The 15039-nt window shown below is 46.7% G+C and carries 20 protein-coding genes; 4 read left to right on the top strand and 16 right to left on the bottom strand.

From position 1 onward, the window contains the following. Positions 1-31 precede the first annotated feature (31 nt). The gene (glmM, locus tag HYN46_RS11845; protein WP_114899579.1) at positions 32-1354 is read left to right on the top strand and encodes a phosphoglucosamine mutase; all 1323 of its coding nucleotides are present in this window, start codon (positions 32-34) and stop codon (positions 1352-1354) included. 39 nt (positions 1355-1393) lie between these two features. Further along, positions 1394-2089 (top strand): pyridoxamine 5'-phosphate oxidase, encoded by a 696-nt coding sequence (gene pdxH, locus HYN46_RS11840; RefSeq protein ID WP_114899578.1) that lies wholly within the window; start codon positions 1394-1396, stop codon positions 2087-2089. A 20-nt stretch (positions 2090-2109) separates the two neighbouring features. Here the strand turns inward: pdxH and HYN46_RS11835 are convergent, their stop codons facing one another. From HYN46_RS11835 to HYN46_RS11815, 5 genes are all read right to left on the bottom strand, one after another. Further along, positions 2110-2460 (bottom strand): RidA family protein, encoded by a 351-nt coding sequence (locus HYN46_RS11835; RefSeq protein WP_114899577.1) that lies wholly within the window; start codon positions 2458-2460, stop codon positions 2110-2112. Positions 2461-2557: 97 nt separating this feature from the next. Further along, entirely contained in the window at positions 2558-3088 is a 531-nt protein-coding gene (ppa, locus tag HYN46_RS11830; RefSeq protein WP_114899576.1) for an inorganic diphosphatase, read from the bottom strand. A 141-nt stretch (positions 3089-3229) separates the two neighbouring features. Beyond that, positions 3230-3628, bottom strand: coding sequence for an MAPEG family protein (locus tag HYN46_RS11825; protein WP_114899575.1), 399 nt, complete (start codon positions 3626-3628; stop codon positions 3230-3232). 63 nt (positions 3629-3691) lie between these two features. Further along, complete coding sequence (locus tag HYN46_RS11820) at positions 3692-4108, bottom strand: hypothetical protein (RefSeq protein ID WP_162818179.1); 417 nt, start codon at positions 4106-4108, stop codon at positions 3692-3694. 89 nt (positions 4109-4197) lie between these two features. After that, positions 4198-4584 carry a DMT family transporter gene (locus tag HYN46_RS11815; RefSeq protein WP_210009159.1) on the bottom strand — a complete coding sequence of 129 codons (387 nt, stop codon included), beginning with the start codon at positions 4582-4584 and terminating at the stop codon, positions 4198-4200. 12 nt (positions 4585-4596) lie between these two features. On the opposite strand from HYN46_RS11815, the gene HYN46_RS11810 reads away from it, so the two are divergent. After that, the gene (locus HYN46_RS11810) at positions 4597-4977 is read left to right on the top strand and encodes a winged helix-turn-helix transcriptional regulator (RefSeq protein ID WP_210009157.1); all 381 of its coding nucleotides are present in this window, start codon (positions 4597-4599) and stop codon (positions 4975-4977) included. Between the two features lie 71 nt (positions 4978-5048). On the opposite strand, the gene cysK is transcribed toward HYN46_RS11810, so the two are convergent. Further along, positions 5049-6056 carry a cysteine synthase A gene (gene cysK, locus HYN46_RS11805; protein WP_114899572.1) on the bottom strand — a complete coding sequence of 336 codons (1008 nt, stop codon included), beginning with the start codon at positions 6054-6056 and terminating at the stop codon, positions 5049-5051. A 291-nt stretch (positions 6057-6347) separates the two neighbouring features. Here cysK and HYN46_RS11800 point away from each other — a divergent pair, with 291 nt between their 5' ends. Then, positions 6348-7625: an O-acetylhomoserine aminocarboxypropyltransferase/cysteine synthase family protein gene (locus HYN46_RS11800; RefSeq protein ID WP_114899571.1), complete on the top strand. Its 1278-nt coding sequence runs from the start codon at positions 6348-6350 to the stop codon at positions 7623-7625. 105 nt (positions 7626-7730) lie between these two features. Here the strand turns inward: HYN46_RS11800 and HYN46_RS11795 are convergent, their stop codons facing one another. From HYN46_RS11795 to HYN46_RS11750, 10 genes are all read right to left on the bottom strand, one after another. Continuing rightward, the gene (locus tag HYN46_RS11795; RefSeq protein ID WP_114899570.1) at positions 7731-8141 is read right to left on the bottom strand and encodes a VOC family protein; all 411 of its coding nucleotides are present in this window, start codon (positions 8139-8141) and stop codon (positions 7731-7733) included. Between the two features lie 90 nt (positions 8142-8231). Further along, positions 8232-8486, bottom strand: a complete 255-nt coding sequence (locus tag HYN46_RS11790; protein ID WP_114899569.1) for a hypothetical protein — start codon at positions 8484-8486, stop codon at positions 8232-8234. Beyond that, entirely contained in the window at positions 8483-8947 is a 465-nt protein-coding gene (locus HYN46_RS11785; RefSeq protein WP_114899568.1) for a GNAT family N-acetyltransferase, read from the bottom strand. The genes HYN46_RS11790 and HYN46_RS11785 overlap by 4 nt, the downstream gene beginning before the upstream one ends. 51 nt (positions 8948-8998) lie before the next feature. After that, positions 8999-9751, bottom strand: a complete 753-nt coding sequence (locus HYN46_RS11780) for a carbon-nitrogen hydrolase family protein (RefSeq protein WP_114899567.1) — start codon at positions 9749-9751, stop codon at positions 8999-9001. A 63-nt stretch (positions 9752-9814) separates the two neighbouring features. Continuing rightward, positions 9815-11257 (bottom strand): multidrug transporter subunit MdtD, encoded by a 1443-nt coding sequence (gene mdtD / locus HYN46_RS11775; RefSeq protein ID WP_114900732.1) that lies wholly within the window; start codon positions 11255-11257, stop codon positions 9815-9817. Positions 11258-11350: 93 nt separating this feature from the next. Continuing rightward, the gene (locus tag HYN46_RS11770) at positions 11351-11926 is read right to left on the bottom strand and encodes a HupE/UreJ family protein (protein ID WP_114899566.1); all 576 of its coding nucleotides are present in this window, start codon (positions 11924-11926) and stop codon (positions 11351-11353) included. 41 nt (positions 11927-11967) lie between these two features. Beyond that, a complete protein-coding gene (ureG, locus tag HYN46_RS11765) occupies positions 11968-12585 on the bottom strand; it encodes an urease accessory protein UreG (protein ID WP_114899565.1) in 618 nt (205 codons plus the stop codon). Between the two features lie 35 nt (positions 12586-12620). Continuing rightward, a complete protein-coding gene (locus HYN46_RS11760) occupies positions 12621-13313 on the bottom strand; it encodes an urease accessory protein UreF (protein ID WP_114899564.1) in 693 nt (230 codons plus the stop codon). Between the two features lie 19 nt (positions 13314-13332). Further along, complete coding sequence (ureE, locus tag HYN46_RS11755) at positions 13333-13806, bottom strand: urease accessory protein UreE (RefSeq protein WP_114899563.1); 474 nt, start codon at positions 13804-13806, stop codon at positions 13333-13335. Positions 13807-13824: 18 nt separating this feature from the next. Then, a complete protein-coding gene (locus HYN46_RS11750; RefSeq protein WP_114899562.1) occupies positions 13825-15039 on the bottom strand; it encodes a PIN domain-containing protein in 1215 nt (404 codons plus the stop codon).

The following is a 15039-nucleotide window of genomic DNA, read 5'->3' as shown; positions in this document are numbered from 1 at the left end:
AACGCATTAATAAAAGAACAGGAAATTAGGCATGAGTCACTTTGGAACTGACGGGATCCGTGGCAAATTTGGTGATGATCCGATTACGCCTGAGTTTGCACTAAAATTAGGTTATGCAGCAGGTAAAGTGCTTGCGGCACAAGGGCGAGCGCAGGTGATGGTGGGGAAAGATACCCGGCTATCGGGTTATGTGCTTGAGGCTGCATTGCAAGCGGGCCTCAATGCGGCAGGCGTGAATGTGCGTTTGCTGGGACCGCTGCCTACGCCAGCCATTGCCCATCTGACCCGCGCATTTCATGCGGATGCAGGCATTGTGATTTCAGCGTCACATAATCCCTATTTTGATAATGGTATTAAGTTTTTCTCTGGGGAAGGAAAGAAGCTGGATGATGCCGTACAAAACGAGATCAGTGCTCAGCTCGCATTGCCGATCACCATTGAGGCACCGGATCAATTGGGTAAAACCAACCGTATTACCGATGCTGCTGGACGTTATATTGAGTTCTGTAAGTCTACCTTTCCCTATAATTTAAGCCTGCGCGGTGTAAAGATCGTAATCGATTGTGCCAATGGTGCAGGTTATGTCGTTGCCCCAGCTGTTCTGCGTGAGCTGGGCGCTACCGTGATCCCGATCTTTAATGCGCCGAATGGTTTGAATATCAACGACGGTTGCGGTTCAACGCATCCGCAAGCATTGCAAAAAGCAGTGGTTGAGAATGGTGCAGATATCGGGATTGCACTCGATGGCGACGGCGATCGTATAGTAATGGTGGATCATCGCGGTGAACTCGTCGATGGAGACAGTATTTTGTATGTACTGGCCACCCGCCCGAGTCAACCTGCACCCGGTGTGGTGGGGACATTGATGAGTAACATGGGGCTAGAGCTCGCGCTGCGTGATCAGAATATTGCGTTTAAACGTGCCAATGTTGGTGACCGTTATGTCATGGCCGCACTGGATGAGGCTGGCTGGCAATTGGGTGGAGAGGCATCAGGTCATATCCTATGTTTGGACAAGAGTACGACTGGAGACGCGTTGATCGCGGGACTGCAAGTGCTGTCTGCGGTGATTGAGCAGGGCAAATCTTTGGCTGAACTCACCTCAGTGCTGAAAGTCTTCCCTCAAGTATTGGTCAATGTCCGTTTGACAGAAATGCGTGACCCGTTTGCGGATGACGTATTAAAAGAGGCCTTTGCCAAGGCTGAGGCATCATTGGCAGGTCGTGGTCGATTGCTGATTCGTAAGTCAGGCACTGAGCCAATGATTCGAGTCATGGTTGAAGGCGAAAACGAAGTTCAAGTGACTAAGCTAGCTAATGATTTGGCGGATCTAGTGCGTACACGTTTAAGCTGATTGTTTTCGTTTTTAGGTTTTTTATTGAGTGCTAAAGGCATGACGGATTTAACCGAGTTAACCCATCAAAGTGATTTGGCTTCTTTGCGCCAGTCGTATGAGAAAGGCGTATTGAATCGTGCCGATGTGGATCCCAATCCTTTTAAGCAGTTTAAACACTGGTTTGATCGTGCACTCAAAAGCAATCAAAAAGAACCTTATGCGATGACTTTGGCGACGGCAAGTAAATCAGGTCGCCCGAGTGCAAGAACGGTACTATTACGCCAGTTTGATGAGCATGGTGCGGTGTTCTATAGTAACTATGATAGTCATAAGGGCGAGGACTTGGCAGAAAACCCTTATGCAGAAGTGTTGCTCTTCTGGAATGAGCTTGAACAGCAAATCCGAATAGCGGGTTCAGTTGAAAAGTTAACTGAAGCAGAATCAACGGCATACTTCCATAGCCGTCCGCATGGTAGCCAAGTTGCCGCGTGTGCGAGTCTGCCGCAAAGCGGTGTGATTACCACCCGTGAAGTTCTTGAACAACGCTTTCAAGCGCTCTTGCAGCAATACCCTGAAGGCTCTGTGGTTCCAAAACCTGAGTTTTGGGGTGGTTACCGTATACTGCCAGAAGTCTTTGAGTTCTGGCAGGGGCGAAAAAGCCGTCTGCATGATCGTCTGCAATATCGCCTAGTCGATGATATCGAGGCAGTATCTACGACCCAGAAGTGGGTCATTGAACGATTGATGCCTTAAGCTTTAAGGCATGCTCAGATTTACTTTGCCAATGCCGCGGTGACAATGACTTCAACTAATAATGAAGGATCGGCAAGTTTGGCTTCGCTGGTTGCACGTGCTGGCGTATGACCTTCAGGAACCCATGCATCATATACGCGATTCATGCCGTCAAAATCAGCGATGTCCTTGAGCCAGATAATTACTTGCAAAATGTGCTGGCGTGAAGAACCTGCTTCTATGAGGAGTTTATCCACTAGAGCAAGTGCTTCAGCGGTTTGTTCTTCTACGGTTTTGCCAGTTTCACCAACTTGTCCAGCAAGATAAACCGTATCGCCATGAATCACGATTTCACTCATGCGACGCCCGACATGTTTACGGATAATGCTCATCAATGACTCCTGAATAGAAAAATATGCAATTGTGCAGAGAAAAAAGATAAAAAAATGCCCCAAGACAGGGGCATTTTTTATGTCAAACCGTCAGTGCTTACTTGTTTTTAGCAGCTTCGATTGATTTGAGAATTTCTTGACGTGCAACTTCAGCACCTTGCCAGCCTTGGATTTTAACCCACTTGCCTGGCTCAAGATCTTTGTAGCGTGTGAAGAAATGTTCGATTTGCTTGATCAGTAGTTCTGGCAAGTCAGTGTATTCTTGTACATGCTTGTAGAGTGGGGTCAGTTTGTCGTGTGGAACTGCAATCAGTTTCGCATCGATACCACCATCATCTTCCATGTCGAGTTTACCAACAACACGTGCACGGATTACTGAACCAGCAACCACTGGATACGGGGTAACAACTAACACATCTAGTGGGTCACCATCTTCTGACAGGGTGTTTGGAATATAACCATAGTTCGCTGGGTAGAACATTGGTGTACCCATGAAGCGGTCAACGAAAAGTGCATCAGAATCTTTGTCGATTTCGTATTTGATTGGGTCGTTGTTTGCTGGGATTTCGATTACGACGTAGATGTCATGTGGAACATCTTTGCCAGCTGGAATGTTGTTATAGCTCATCGCATACACTCATTAAGTCTAGAATAGGAAATTTTGCGCTACGTATTATAGCGACAAATCACGCCGATGTTTGAGTTTGCATGTTAGCAATGCGTTAAATTTTTTGAAAATCCGATTTAACGCATGTGCTGAGGGGGTGAATTAACCAGCAGTTGCAGACATGTAGAGCAGCAGTAGCGGACAAGCAAAGCCCAAAAGCCAAATAATAGAGCGCAATGTCGCCAAGTCGGCAAGATAAGTGACGATGTAAAAGATGCGCAGTAAGACGTAGGTCCAAGCCAGCTGATTTATCACATGTTGATTGATCACCATATATTCCGCCATCAACACCGCAGCCAAAAACACAGGCAGGGTTTCATAACCGTTCATTTGAGCGGCTTGGGCGCGCGCAGCGATGCCGGTTAGGTTCTTTTGAAATTCACGGGGATTATGATTGTCGTTGAGCTTAAATTTGCCAAGTAGCTTGGAGAGTCCCGCCGTGATAAAAGGCAGAACGCTGGCGGCGATCATGGCATAGATGGCATAAGAGAGCGCGTGCATGTTATGAGATTCAGTGATTTGTATATCTTAAGTATGCCATGAGAAACATAAAATTTTCTGTAATCAGTTACGAATATTGAAAACTCCTTCCTGTGCAATAATCGGAGCTCGATCAAGGTTTTTGGGTACGATGCCAAATGATTCCTGAGGTGCGGTCACACCATTGCTCAGTGCGATTGAACGCGCAATGAATGTTGCCCCGTATTTTAAGAGTCGGGGAAACTTTGAGACACTTTGGGTCTCGAAGTGGAAGCGGTTTTGAGCTTGAGACAAATCTTGCTGAGACTCCTGACAGCAGTCACGATCAAACCCATTTCGACGAAAGTGAATATCGTGCAGCGGGGCATGCTGTAGTAAGGGAGCCAGATCTACATTACTGACATTATTCAGCATCTGCTGAGGCATCGGAGTGCCTAATTCTGCATAAACCGTTGTAGAAGATATACAAAGTAGACAATACAGCCAGATTTTTCCGTCCATAGATCATCGCGCTATAAGTAGAGGTTCTCGTCCATTATATAGGCAAAAGATCTTTCTTATAACCCCAGCCTTTCATCTCTGCTTAAAGGTCAATGCACGTCACTGAGTTTCAAACCCATAATCCCCGTCATGATCAAAGCAATGCACATGAGGCGGATCGGCGAGGGGCTTTCTTGCAAGAATACAATGCCTACAGCTGTTACGCCCACAGAGCCTAATCCCGCCCAGACGGCATATGCAGTTCCAATAGGGATATGCTTTGTGCCTTGAGCAAGCAAGACGATACTGGCAAAGGTTGCAATGAAGCATAGTACGCTCGGGATGAGCTTGGTGAGCCCATCGGAGTATTTGAGCAGGAGCACAAAGGCTATTTCTACCATTCCTGCTGCTGCGATAAAAAGCCATGCCATAACACGTATACCCACATTGATTTTCAGACAGCTTAGCGCTATGGTCACTTGTAGACCAGTACGCACTTTTGAGTAACCATGAACACTTTTACAAAAAGCGCACATCTGCCTGAAAGCAACATGGATTCAACGATACCGCTCTCAGTGGCAGAGCAGTTCATCCAAGCCTGCCCATCACGGCAACTGATAGAGGTGATTTCCAATAAATGGATTCTGTATATCATCTGGGCATTGGATTCCGGCACGATGCGTAACAATGAGTTGCTGCGCAAAATCGAAATCATTTCACAGAAAATGCTGACGCAAACATTGAAAGAAATGATTCAACACGGATGGGTAATTCGGACGGATTATCAGACTGTGCCACCCCATGTGGACTATCGCTTGAGTCCTTTAGGGATGTCATTAAGCGAGGTTTTGCGGCCGCTTGATGTGTGGGCGGCGGAGAATATCAGGTAAGAACATATGACCAATAAAAAATCCCCTTTACTGGGGATTTTTTATTGCGTGGGTATCACCAGTTTGGGTTCTTACTCTTCGTCAAACAGTCCTGCAAACAGAACAGATGACAGATAGCGTTCACCAGAGTCCGGCAGAATCACCACAATGGTTTTGCCTTGCCACTCTGAGCGCTCAGCGACTTTAACTGCTGCTGCAACCGCAGCACCTGCGGATATGCCGCTCAGGATTCCTTCCTCACTGGCTAAGCGGCGAGACCATGCAATCGCTTCATCGCTGCTGACGGTTTGTACTTCATCGACGATCGACAGATCGAGGTTCTTGGGCAGGAAGTTTGGACCGATCCCTTGGATTTTATGTGGTGCTGGTTTTAGCGGCTCGCCGTTACGTGTTTGTGTAATGAGGGGGGATTCAGTAGGCTCGACAGCAACACTATGCAATGCCTGACCTTTTACTTGTTCGAAGTAACGCGATATGCCGCTGATGGTTCCACCCGTACCTACACCTGCAACCAAAGCATCCACTTTACCGCCGGTTGCTTCCCAAATCTCAGGTCCGGTAGTTTTAACGTGGATTTCTGGGTTAGCTGGGTTTTCAAACTGCTGGGGCAGGAAGTATTTTTCAGGATCGCGGTCTTTGATGCGCTGCGCTTCATCCACAGAGCCTTTGATGCCAAGTGCGGCATCGGTTAGAACGAGTTTTGCGCCCAATGCTTTGAGCACTTTACGGCGCTCCAGACTCATGCTGGCTGGCATAGTCAGGATAATTTCATAGCCTTTTGCCGCAGCGACAAAGGCAAGGGCAATACCAGTGTTGCCACTGGTAGGTTCGACAATAGTCACGCCTTTTTTGAGGACGCCTCGTGCTTCGGCATCGGTGATCAGATTGGCACCGATTCGGCATTTAACTGAACCAGCAGGGTTGCGGCTTTCGATCTTGGCGAGTAGGGTCACACCGGCTGGTGCCAGTTTATTTAGACGGATCAGCGGGGTGTTACCGATCGATTCGGCATTGGAGTTGTAGACGGCAATGCCAGAATTTTTCGTTACGGATTCAGGAGCTTGGGCTGCTATAGTCATAATTCTATCTTTTAAGGTGGTGATGGAAGTGAAAAGTTGATATAGGTCTATGGTGCACCGAAATACAGGCATGATCAATAACAGTTTGTGTAAATGAAAAATAATTAAACATATGGTTTTAAACAATAAAATTTGTTTAATGTGTATTTGGAGTATGCTTTGCAGGATAAATTATAAGTAATCTAGATAATTTACTCCTTTTTGAAAAAGCATATCTTAAATTTTTAGAATGGCAAATGCCCGAAAAGGGTTTTGATTTAGGCATGATGAGCTTTTAGAGAATCGCTAAGGATAATCATGAAGCCTGAAACACTTGCCATCCATGCTGGTTATAGCCCTGATCCCACCACGAAGTCGGTTGCAGTACCGATCTATCAAACGACGTCTTATGCGTTTGATAGCACTCAGCACGGTGCCGATCTTTTTGATCTGAAAGTACAGGGTAATATTTATACCCGCATTATGAATCCGACTACCGCAGTCCTTGAGCAGCGTCTCGCAGCGCTGGAAGGCGGTATTGGTGCGCTGGTGGTGGCATCTGGTATGGCCGCAATCACTTATGCGATTCAAACCATTGCAGAGGCAGGGGACAACATTGTTTCGGTGTCAGCTCTTTACGGGGGAACCTATAATTTATTTGCGCACACCTTCCCACAGCAAGGCATCGAAGTCCGCTTCTTTGACTATTCAAAGCCAGAAGAAATCGCCAAGCTGATTGACTCCCGTACTAAAGCGGTATTTATTGAAACCATTGGTAATCCACTCGGCAACATTGTTGATCTAGAAGCAATCAGTGCTATTGCACATGAGCACGGTATTCCCGTGATTGCGGATAGCACGGTATCCACACCCATCCTAGGACGTCCTTTTGATCATGGTGTGGATATCGTCGTGCACTCCCTAACCAAATATATCAGTGGTCATGGCACCAGCATAGGCGGTGTGATTATTGACAGTGGCAAGTTTCCATGGGGCAAATATCCGGAGCGATTCAAGCGCCTAAACACCCCTGACGTCAGCTATCACGGGGTGAACTATGTTGAAGCCTTAGGTGAAGCGGCATATATCGCCCGTGCGCGCGTGGTACCACTGCGTAATACCGGTGCTGCTATTAGCCCGTTTAACGCTTTTCAAATTCTACAAGGTTTAGAGACATTGCCTTTACGTATTGCCCGCCACAGTGAGAATGCGTTGAAAGTGGCGCAATATCTACAAAAGCATGACAAGGTGACATGGGTCAAATATGCAGGACTAGCTGATCACCCAGAGCATCATCTGGCGCAGAAATATTTAGGAGGGCAAGCCTCAGGTATTCTGTCTTTTGGTGTAAAAGATGGTCTGGAAGGAGGCACTAAGTTTATTGATGCTCTGCAGTTGATCACGCGCTTGGTGAATATTGGCGATGCGAAAAGTCTAGCGACTCACCCTGCAACCACGACCCATCGTCAGCTTAATCCTGAAGAACTTGCGAAAGCTGGCGTGAGTGTCGATCTGGTGCGGATCTCGGTTGGGCTGGAACATGTGGATGACATCATTGCCGATTTAGAACAGGCATTGGCGAAAGTCTAAGACATTTGCAGTAGTTGATAGTTTTCCCTTGATATCAGGATGGAGGAAGTTGTCCATCCTGATTTTTTATTTTGTGCGTTGGTCTTAAATATGGAGCATCGACATTTACATTGATTTTTCGCAGTTGATCATCCAAGGAATCCCGAACTGATCGACCAACATGCCAAAGCGCTGAGCCCAGAAGGTTTCTGCGATCGGCATATGGATCGTGCCATTTTCGGCGAGCCCAGCAAACACACGTTCCGCCTCAGCAGGATCTTTGATTTGTAGAGAGGCATTAAAACCTTGTGGCGTGACTTGATGACCCTCAGGCATATCTGCGCCCATCAGCACAGATTGACCGATTTCCATGCGCATATGCATGATCTTATCCAGCCACTCAGGAGCTGTTTCAGCCGCCATCGGCGAGTCTTTATGGGTGAACTTCATAGTGATGCTTCCACCCAGAACCTTGGCGTAGAAGTTAAATGCTGCTTCGCATTGACCTTTAAATGAGAGATAAATGTTCAGTTCCATGATGCATTCCTTTGTGGTTGTTTTGCATTGTTGTGGCGGGGTGAATCTTTTTATTGGATTGAGCTGAACATATATCTTGTTTGTGACAGCTTATTGAATCACCAGCCCCGCACGATTTAAACGCTCAGTGACAGAAGCCAGACTTCCTTCATATTCCCAATACATAATCCTGCCGTGAGAAGACGATACGAGTAGATATTTTTCCGTCACCGATTGGATACGATCAACCGCAATCAGTTTTTCAACAAACGACTCGTCATTGACGATTTCAGTAATTTCTTTATGATCTTCGGTATAACCGTGAACGAGTAATGCGGTTTTAACCCGTAATGAAATGAATTTCATGAATCAATATTCCTAACCGTGTGTCGAATATAGTAGTTGTCAAATTCATCTTGTTCAATGCGCCTAAAACCATGGCGCTGATAAAAGCGATTGGAGTCGCTGTCTTTCAATGCACCAACACGTATGGGCAGACCTTGGCTATCGGCTTCGATAAAAATATGGGCTAAAACCTGACTGCCTACTTTTTTTCTTTGTGCTTTGGGGACGACATACAGATGGTCGAGCAACAATTGATTGAGTACGGGTTTGACCACGACAAAGCCCACTTTACGACCATTGATTTCGATAAAGCGCGTGTGCTCAGGTGAGAAGCCCTGACGAAAACGCTCTCTTGCACGCTCAGGATCAAAGCGCCCAATCCGCTCCAAGCTCTCTCGCATTGCCGCAATACGAATTTCAACGAGTTGCTCGAAGTCATCGGTCTGGACTGCTGAAAGCGTGATCGGCGCAATTTTGGACATATTTTATACTCTGCAAATCAAAGGAGCGTTGAATGCTCTTGGTCTTAGTGCTTAGAGAGTCACATCGATCACTTCACCAGACCATGTGCTTCCATTCTTTGTCGCAATTATTAAAGCATTTCCCGTGCCGAGTGCGGTCACCACTAAGTCGCCATCCGGTGCCCAAAACGCACTTTTCCCAGCGGAGATATATTCTCCTGAAGGGCCAGCATGATTAGCCATGAGCACACCCATGTGATGCTGCTTTGCATAACCTTGCAGTAGGGCTGCATCTTTAGCATAGCCTGACTCAGAGACTAATACACTGGCAACATAGAGTGAAGCCCCTGTCGCTGCGGCCCGTTCTGCATGGATAGAATGCGTAGTATCCGCACAAATCCCGAGAGCAAATGACTCGCCCCCAAGCGGGTATTTGAGATTAATTCTTTCGCCGTTGACTGCATAGGGTGCTTCGCTGCTATGCACATATTGTTTATGGTATGTCTGTATCGTGCCATCAGGGAAAAAGGTAATCGCACTAATTGTGATGCCATCTGCTGCTGCAAGAGGAACACCGATCACCACGGTCATCTGTGTTTCTTTAACTAATGTCCGAATGAGATCCAGACGAGTATCGTCGAGTTTGATCGCAAGGCTTTTCAGTAAAGGCAGCTCATAACCCGAGAGCGATAGTTCTGGAAAAACCAAAAAATTTACACCTACTTGATGCGCGGCACCAATGAATTTCAGATGAATGTCGATATTGGCAGCAATATCCCCTGCGACAGATATCGATTGTGCGGCGGCTATACGAAGCGTAGACATAAGGCACTCAGACTCGGAAGTTCTTCATGGATAAAAATAGGGGCAGCACTGCGAACATTAGATTTACTCAACCAGTGCTGTATCAGATTTTTCAGTCACTACAGGTTCATCGTGTGGTAATTGCCAGAAAATCCAAGCTGCTGCCGATGTCATCAGCCCCACACAAATAAAGGTGGAGTGGAAAGCCTCTAAGGTATTTGCCACATTACCCATGATCTGGGTAAATCCGGCCAAGACCGCAGCGGCACTGGCAACACCCAAACTCATGGATAGCATCATCACCATCGACAGCAGTCCATTGCCACTACTGGCAAGCTTGCCGTCAAGGTCTTTTAAGGTCAGCGTATTCATACAGGTGAACTGAATAGAGTTAAAGAAGCCAAAGAGCCCCATGTGAATCACACGTAACCATGTGGGTTCGTCACCAGTCATCAGTGCAAAACTGGCGATGCTGAGTCCTACCAATACCGTATTGGCAACCAGCACTTGGCGATAACCGAACTTACGCACCAGTGGCGTGACAAAGTTCTTGGAGAGCATCGCTGCGAGGGCCACAGGGATCATCATCATTCCAGCTTCTGCGGGAGTATGGCCTAAGCAAACTTGCAGTAGGAGAGGCAATAAGAACGGCATACTGCCGCTGCCGATACGTGCAAACAGATTGCCCAACACCCCAATTCGATAGCTGGGTAGGACAAAGAGTTTTAGGCTAAATAAAGCAGCATCTCCTTTACGACCCGCATGTAGCCAATAGGTGGTAAGGGACACAAATCCAAAGATGAGGAGTAGCATTACCATCGCGTGAGGCAGATGGAGTTCTGATAGTCCATCCAGAGCAATCGATAACGCCACCATACCGCTGGTCAACAAGAAATATCCTGCACTGTCAAAAGGCATTAAATCATCACTACGAATATCGGGCATAAAACGTAGGGTGGCAAGGCCGCCAATGATCCCAATCGGGACATTGATGAGAAAGATCCAATGCCACGATAATGCTTCAACGAGCCAGCCCCCGAGAGTCGGACCAATCAGCGGACCTATAAGACCGGGAATGGTGATAAAACTCATCGCGGGTAAAAATAAATGACGTGGCAATGCACGCAGCATGGTTAATCGCCCGACAGGGAGTAGCATTGCACCGCCGATACCTTGGACAACGCGAGAGGCTACAAGCAGCGGCAGTGTTTGTGAGCTGGCGCAAAGAATAGAGCCCAGCGTAAACAGGAATATCGCACTAAAGAAAATCTTGCGCGTACCAACGCGATCCGCAAGCCAGCCACTGACCGGGATGATGATCGCCATCGTGAGCATATAGGCGATGATCACGGACTGCATACGCAGTGGGCTTTCGCCAAGGCTTCGTGCCATGGCAGGCAATGCGGTATTGACAATCGTAGAGTCCAGCGCTTGCATGAAGAACCCCATCGCAACCAACCACAAGAGTGGTCTATAGTTTTGGGGTTTATCGGGTGCCATACTTGGCGTGTCGCTGCTGGACGTCATACGATTTCGCTTCTTATCAAGGCAGAAAGTATCAGAGCTTACGCTATCCATGTAGGATAGCGTTTATGATTTACAATCCTTAATCAAAAAACATTAGCCAAAGAAAATGGCGGAGCCTGCGAGCACTGCTGCAAGACGCTCACTGCCTTTCACATAACGGCTGGCATAGTGCTGTAGGGTCCGCCCCAACAGTAAACCTACACCATATAAGCCACTCAAGGTCACGAGCATCCCGGCAAGGAAAACTGCTGGATTGAGCCCAGCAGGCACTTCCGCACCATGCGCAACACCATGAAATAGACCTAAGGTCGCCACCATGCCAAGAAATGCTGAATGTGAACGCATCCATAAGGCAACCGCAAGCACCAGCAGTGAAGCACCAATACCATATTCAGCCCAATCCGCGCCGATCAACCCGACCACGCCTAGACTAAAGCCCGCAACCAATGCACCCATGAGGAGTACTAGTCCTGCCACGCGGGCACGCTTGAAAGTACGCGCCATGAGCAGACCAAAGCCCAAGCCCATCGCAAGATGGTCGAGTCCAGTTAACGGGTGCAGCAAACCTTCAACAAAGGCCGCTTGATGCCCTGCATGGCCCGGATGGGCAAGTGCGAAGCTTGAGGCCAGTAAGGTCGTGAATAATACAGCCAGTCGAGAAATACGCATGTTTATACTCCATAGAGATCTAAAATGTAGAGGACATCTGCTTAAGAAGCGGTGAGTAAACCTTGCTTTTCGATGAACGCGATAATCTCATCCAGTCCATCACCATCTTTCATATTGGAAAATTGAAAAGGACGATCACCGCGCATGCGTTTGGCATCTTGCGCCATGATCTCAAGTGACGCACCCACCATTGGGGCTAAGTCGGTTTTATTGATGATCAGAAGGTCAGACTTGGTAATGCCAGGCCCACCTTTGCGTGGAATCTTTTCGCCACCTGCGACGTCAATCACATAGAGGGTAAGGTCAGAGAGTTCAGGGCTAAAAGTTGCCGCCAAATTATCACCACCACTCTCGATTAGAATCAGTTCAAGATTCGGGAATTTACGATTGAGGTCGGCAATCGCCGCAAGGTTAATTGAGGCATCTTCGCGAATCGCTGTGTGTGGGCAACCACCGGTCTCAACACCGACGATACGGTCGGGCGTCAAGGCTTCATTCCGCGTCAGGAAGTTTGAGTCTTCTTTGGTGTAGATGTCGTTAGTGACCACGGCAAGGTTATAACGGGTACGCAGAACACGGCAGAGGTTGAGCGTAAGTGCTGTTTTACCTGAGCCAACAGGACCGCCGATACCGACGCGAAGGGGAGAGCGTTCAGACATGAGATGTTCCTTTTCCTTTACATAGAGGTGATGTACTAAGATCTAAATAAACGTGAATACTGACTTTCGTGCCCAATCGATAGCATCGCAAGTCCGGGTAAGCTACTACTGATGATCGCATCACTTTGCAAAGCGCGCGCCACGCCTGCGGGGACTTGCGCATAGACTGCCCAAAGAATCCGCTGCCCGCTGATTTGTCCGAGTGGCACAGTTTTAACCGCAGCAAGGACAAGATTCTCAAGTTGGGTAAAGGCATACGCCGTTAGGCATTCTTCTGCTTGCAGACCTAAGCTGACACATAGCGCTGCATAGACAGGCAAGAAACCCAAACGTTCATCAACTGTCACCGGAATTTTGGCGACTTCCCGTACCCACGCGGTGAGTGAGAACCCTAACTGTCGTGTTTCTGCGAGCAACTCACTGCTTTCCCGGCTGGCACAATATTGCGTTGCAAGCTGCTGGAACTTAGCATTATTTTTGTCACGACACGCATGCATCATATGGGCGAGCATAGGCAACTCAAAGCGCACTAACATGAGCTCCAGCACATCTTCAAAATAGGCAAGAGCCGTCGATTCATTCCGAATCCACTCCCGATCAATCGCAGACTCCACGCCTTGCGAGTAGCAGTATGCACCCACAGGCAGTGCGGTCGAGCTCAACATCAACAATCTTAATAAGGATTGTGGTGTCGTGATCGGCAAGGCGCTTTGAGTCAGATTAGACATGAGTTGTTTACTTCAGCCTTTAGTGGTGAACTGGAAGTGGGCGCAACCGTGTTTCATGCGCATGCTGTGCATAGGCGCCGCTTTCTGGTTCAAAGGGATGTTGCATCGTCGTCACCGTCAGCCCTAAACCCTCTACCATTTCTGCCAGCACATGATCAGGTTCAAAGTAAACGGCATCGGGGGTCAGCATCAGAGGGACATGACGATTCCCCAAGTGATAGGCGGCTTTAAGTAAGGTAAATGAATCCGCAGCCACTGCTTGCATTACGGTCTCAGCCGCCGCAACGATTTGCAGGGCTTCATCGGTCTGCGTCGCAATATACGCGCCGCTGCGCAGCACACCGGTGCGCGGCAGATCCACACCGATATCAATGCCGCTCGCGAGCGTTGCGCGGAAGCGGGATTTTTGACGGGTGTCAAAAGGCAGAGCGAGTGTTTCGACATCGGCTTTGGGCTGGAAGTCTTTGGGAAGACGGATCGTGTAGAGGTTCATGATTTACTATAATTTTCCTTAAAATGTAATCTCAGGTTTGAGGGTACCAAAATCCAAATAATCAATAGAGTCCTCAATTTCTATATTTTCTAGTTTCAGTTCACTTAATTTTAATGTTGGAGAGTCGAAGTCAAAAGAAATAAGAACATTAGTTATATAGCTAGAATCATGATAAATTTGTTTAGATTCTATTAACACTCTATTCTTTTGAATCGGGTTCCATACAAAGAAATTACAAGTTGCTTCAGCAACATAGAAAATTTCGCAACGGGTATTAAAAACAAGTTTGTTGTCTTTAAGATTTACTAGTTTGACAGTGGGTAAATCATATTTTCTTGAAACGAACGTATGTGATAAATAGCTTATTCGAGCTTCTTCAATATCAAAATCAACATCAATGTCTGCAACAATAGAAGGAGCACTGTTCTCTACATATTCAGATATAACATCACCAAGTCGATCATTGAGTTCAGAGTCTGACTTTGAGTCGTCCATCAATGCTATTTGAATTTCTAAAATAATTCTTTCTATAGACTGTCTAAAAACTTGTGAAATTGAGGGTGTTTGACTAAGCAGATATGAAATGGCTTCTACTAAGTCTTCATAACAGTCAATTGTTTCTGAGGTCTTACAGTAATTGTTCCATCCTTTATCTTTACTTACAGCAAGGACGCGAAAATTATTTTTTGCAGCCCATGACTCTAAAGTCAATAGTGCGATTGCGTCTGGAAATTCATTTTTTTTCTTTCCATTATCTTCAAAGGGGTAGGAGGTTGAAAAGTAGAGTTCTAAGAGCGAATGCATATCTACATATTCTTTTGCCGTTATAACTCTCGCACCGCATCGTATCTTGAAACTTTCTAATTGAGTATGAGAAAAGTTTTCAGGACTACCTATATCAAAGAAAATCTGAAATTTGGACAAGGTATCTTCATCAACTTCTAAATATTGATGCGCAGACTTAATTGTTGCATTAACATTTCTTACCACATCTGAAATTTTCTCAGCTAAATGCTTTCCAATTTCTCTAAAAACAACATCGGGAAAAATTAACTTAATGGGACTATCGGAGAATTGCTCTAATTGCTTTAATATCCCATGCTTGAGAAGCATACCGTGAGTGAAAAAAGTATTAGTGTCAATTGTTAGTGCATCATACTTAGTCTCTGAACTAGTCACAATTAACCCTTCCGCATGCTCATTATGTTCTTCGGTAATAGTTAGTCGGTTCAA

Source organism: Aquirhabdus parva (genome assembly GCF_003351745.1).
In the GTDB taxonomy this organism is placed as follows: Bacteria; Pseudomonadota; Gammaproteobacteria; order Pseudomonadales; family Moraxellaceae; genus Aquirhabdus; species Aquirhabdus parva.
This window is presented reverse-complemented; position numbering and strand designations above follow the sequence as displayed.

What these genes read in the sequence shown, in the direction of transcription:
- HYN46_RS11820 (WP_162818179.1), bottom strand. Translation starts at nt 4,108, where the DNA reads ATGGACGGAAAAATCTGGCTGTATTGTCTACTTTGTATATCTTCTACA.
- mdtD (WP_114900732.1), bottom strand. Translation starts at nt 11,257, where the DNA reads ATGACGTCCAGCAGCGACACGCCAAGTATGGCACCCGATAAACCCCAA.
- HYN46_RS11810 (WP_210009157.1), top strand. Translation starts at nt 4,597, where the DNA reads ATGAACACTTTTACAAAAAGCGCACATCTGCCTGAAAGCAACATGGAT.
- HYN46_RS11795 (WP_114899570.1), bottom strand. Translation starts at nt 8,141, where the DNA reads ATGGAACTGAACATTTATCTCTCATTTAAAGGTCAATGCGAAGCAGCA.
- HYN46_RS11770 (WP_114899566.1), bottom strand. Translation starts at nt 11,926, where the DNA reads ATGCGTATTTCTCGACTGGCTGTATTATTCACGACCTTACTGGCCTCA.
- HYN46_RS11760 (WP_114899564.1), bottom strand. Translation starts at nt 13,313, where the DNA reads ATGTCTAATCTGACTCAAAGCGCCTTGCCGATCACGACACCACAATCC.
- HYN46_RS11785 (WP_114899568.1), bottom strand. Translation starts at nt 8,947, where the DNA reads ATGTCCAAAATTGCGCCGATCACGCTTTCAGCAGTCCAGACCGATGAC.
- HYN46_RS11790 (WP_114899569.1), bottom strand. Translation starts at nt 8,486, where the DNA reads ATGAAATTCATTTCATTACGGGTTAAAACCGCATTACTCGTTCACGGT.
- ureG (WP_114899565.1), bottom strand. Translation starts at nt 12,585, where the DNA reads ATGTCTGAACGCTCTCCCCTTCGCGTCGGTATCGGCGGTCCTGTTGGC.
- HYN46_RS11780 (WP_114899567.1), bottom strand. Translation starts at nt 9,751, where the DNA reads ATGTCTACGCTTCGTATAGCCGCCGCACAATCGATATCTGTCGCAGGG.
- HYN46_RS11825 (WP_114899575.1), bottom strand. Translation starts at nt 3,628, where the DNA reads ATGCACGCGCTCTCTTATGCCATCTATGCCATGATCGCCGCCAGCGTT.
- HYN46_RS11835 (WP_114899577.1), bottom strand. Translation starts at nt 2,460, where the DNA reads ATGAGCATTATCCGTAAACATGTCGGGCGTCGCATGAGTGAAATCGTG.
- glmM (WP_114899579.1), top strand. Translation starts at nt 32, where the DNA reads ATGAGTCACTTTGGAACTGACGGGATCCGTGGCAAATTTGGTGATGAT.
- ppa (WP_114899576.1), bottom strand. Translation starts at nt 3,088, where the DNA reads ATGAGCTATAACAACATTCCAGCTGGCAAAGATGTTCCACATGACATC.
- ureE (WP_114899563.1), bottom strand. Translation starts at nt 13,806, where the DNA reads ATGAACCTCTACACGATCCGTCTTCCCAAAGACTTCCAGCCCAAAGCC.
- pdxH (WP_114899578.1), top strand. Translation starts at nt 1,394, where the DNA reads ATGACGGATTTAACCGAGTTAACCCATCAAAGTGATTTGGCTTCTTTG.
- cysK (WP_114899572.1), bottom strand. Translation starts at nt 6,056, where the DNA reads ATGACTATAGCAGCCCAAGCTCCTGAATCCGTAACGAAAAATTCTGGC.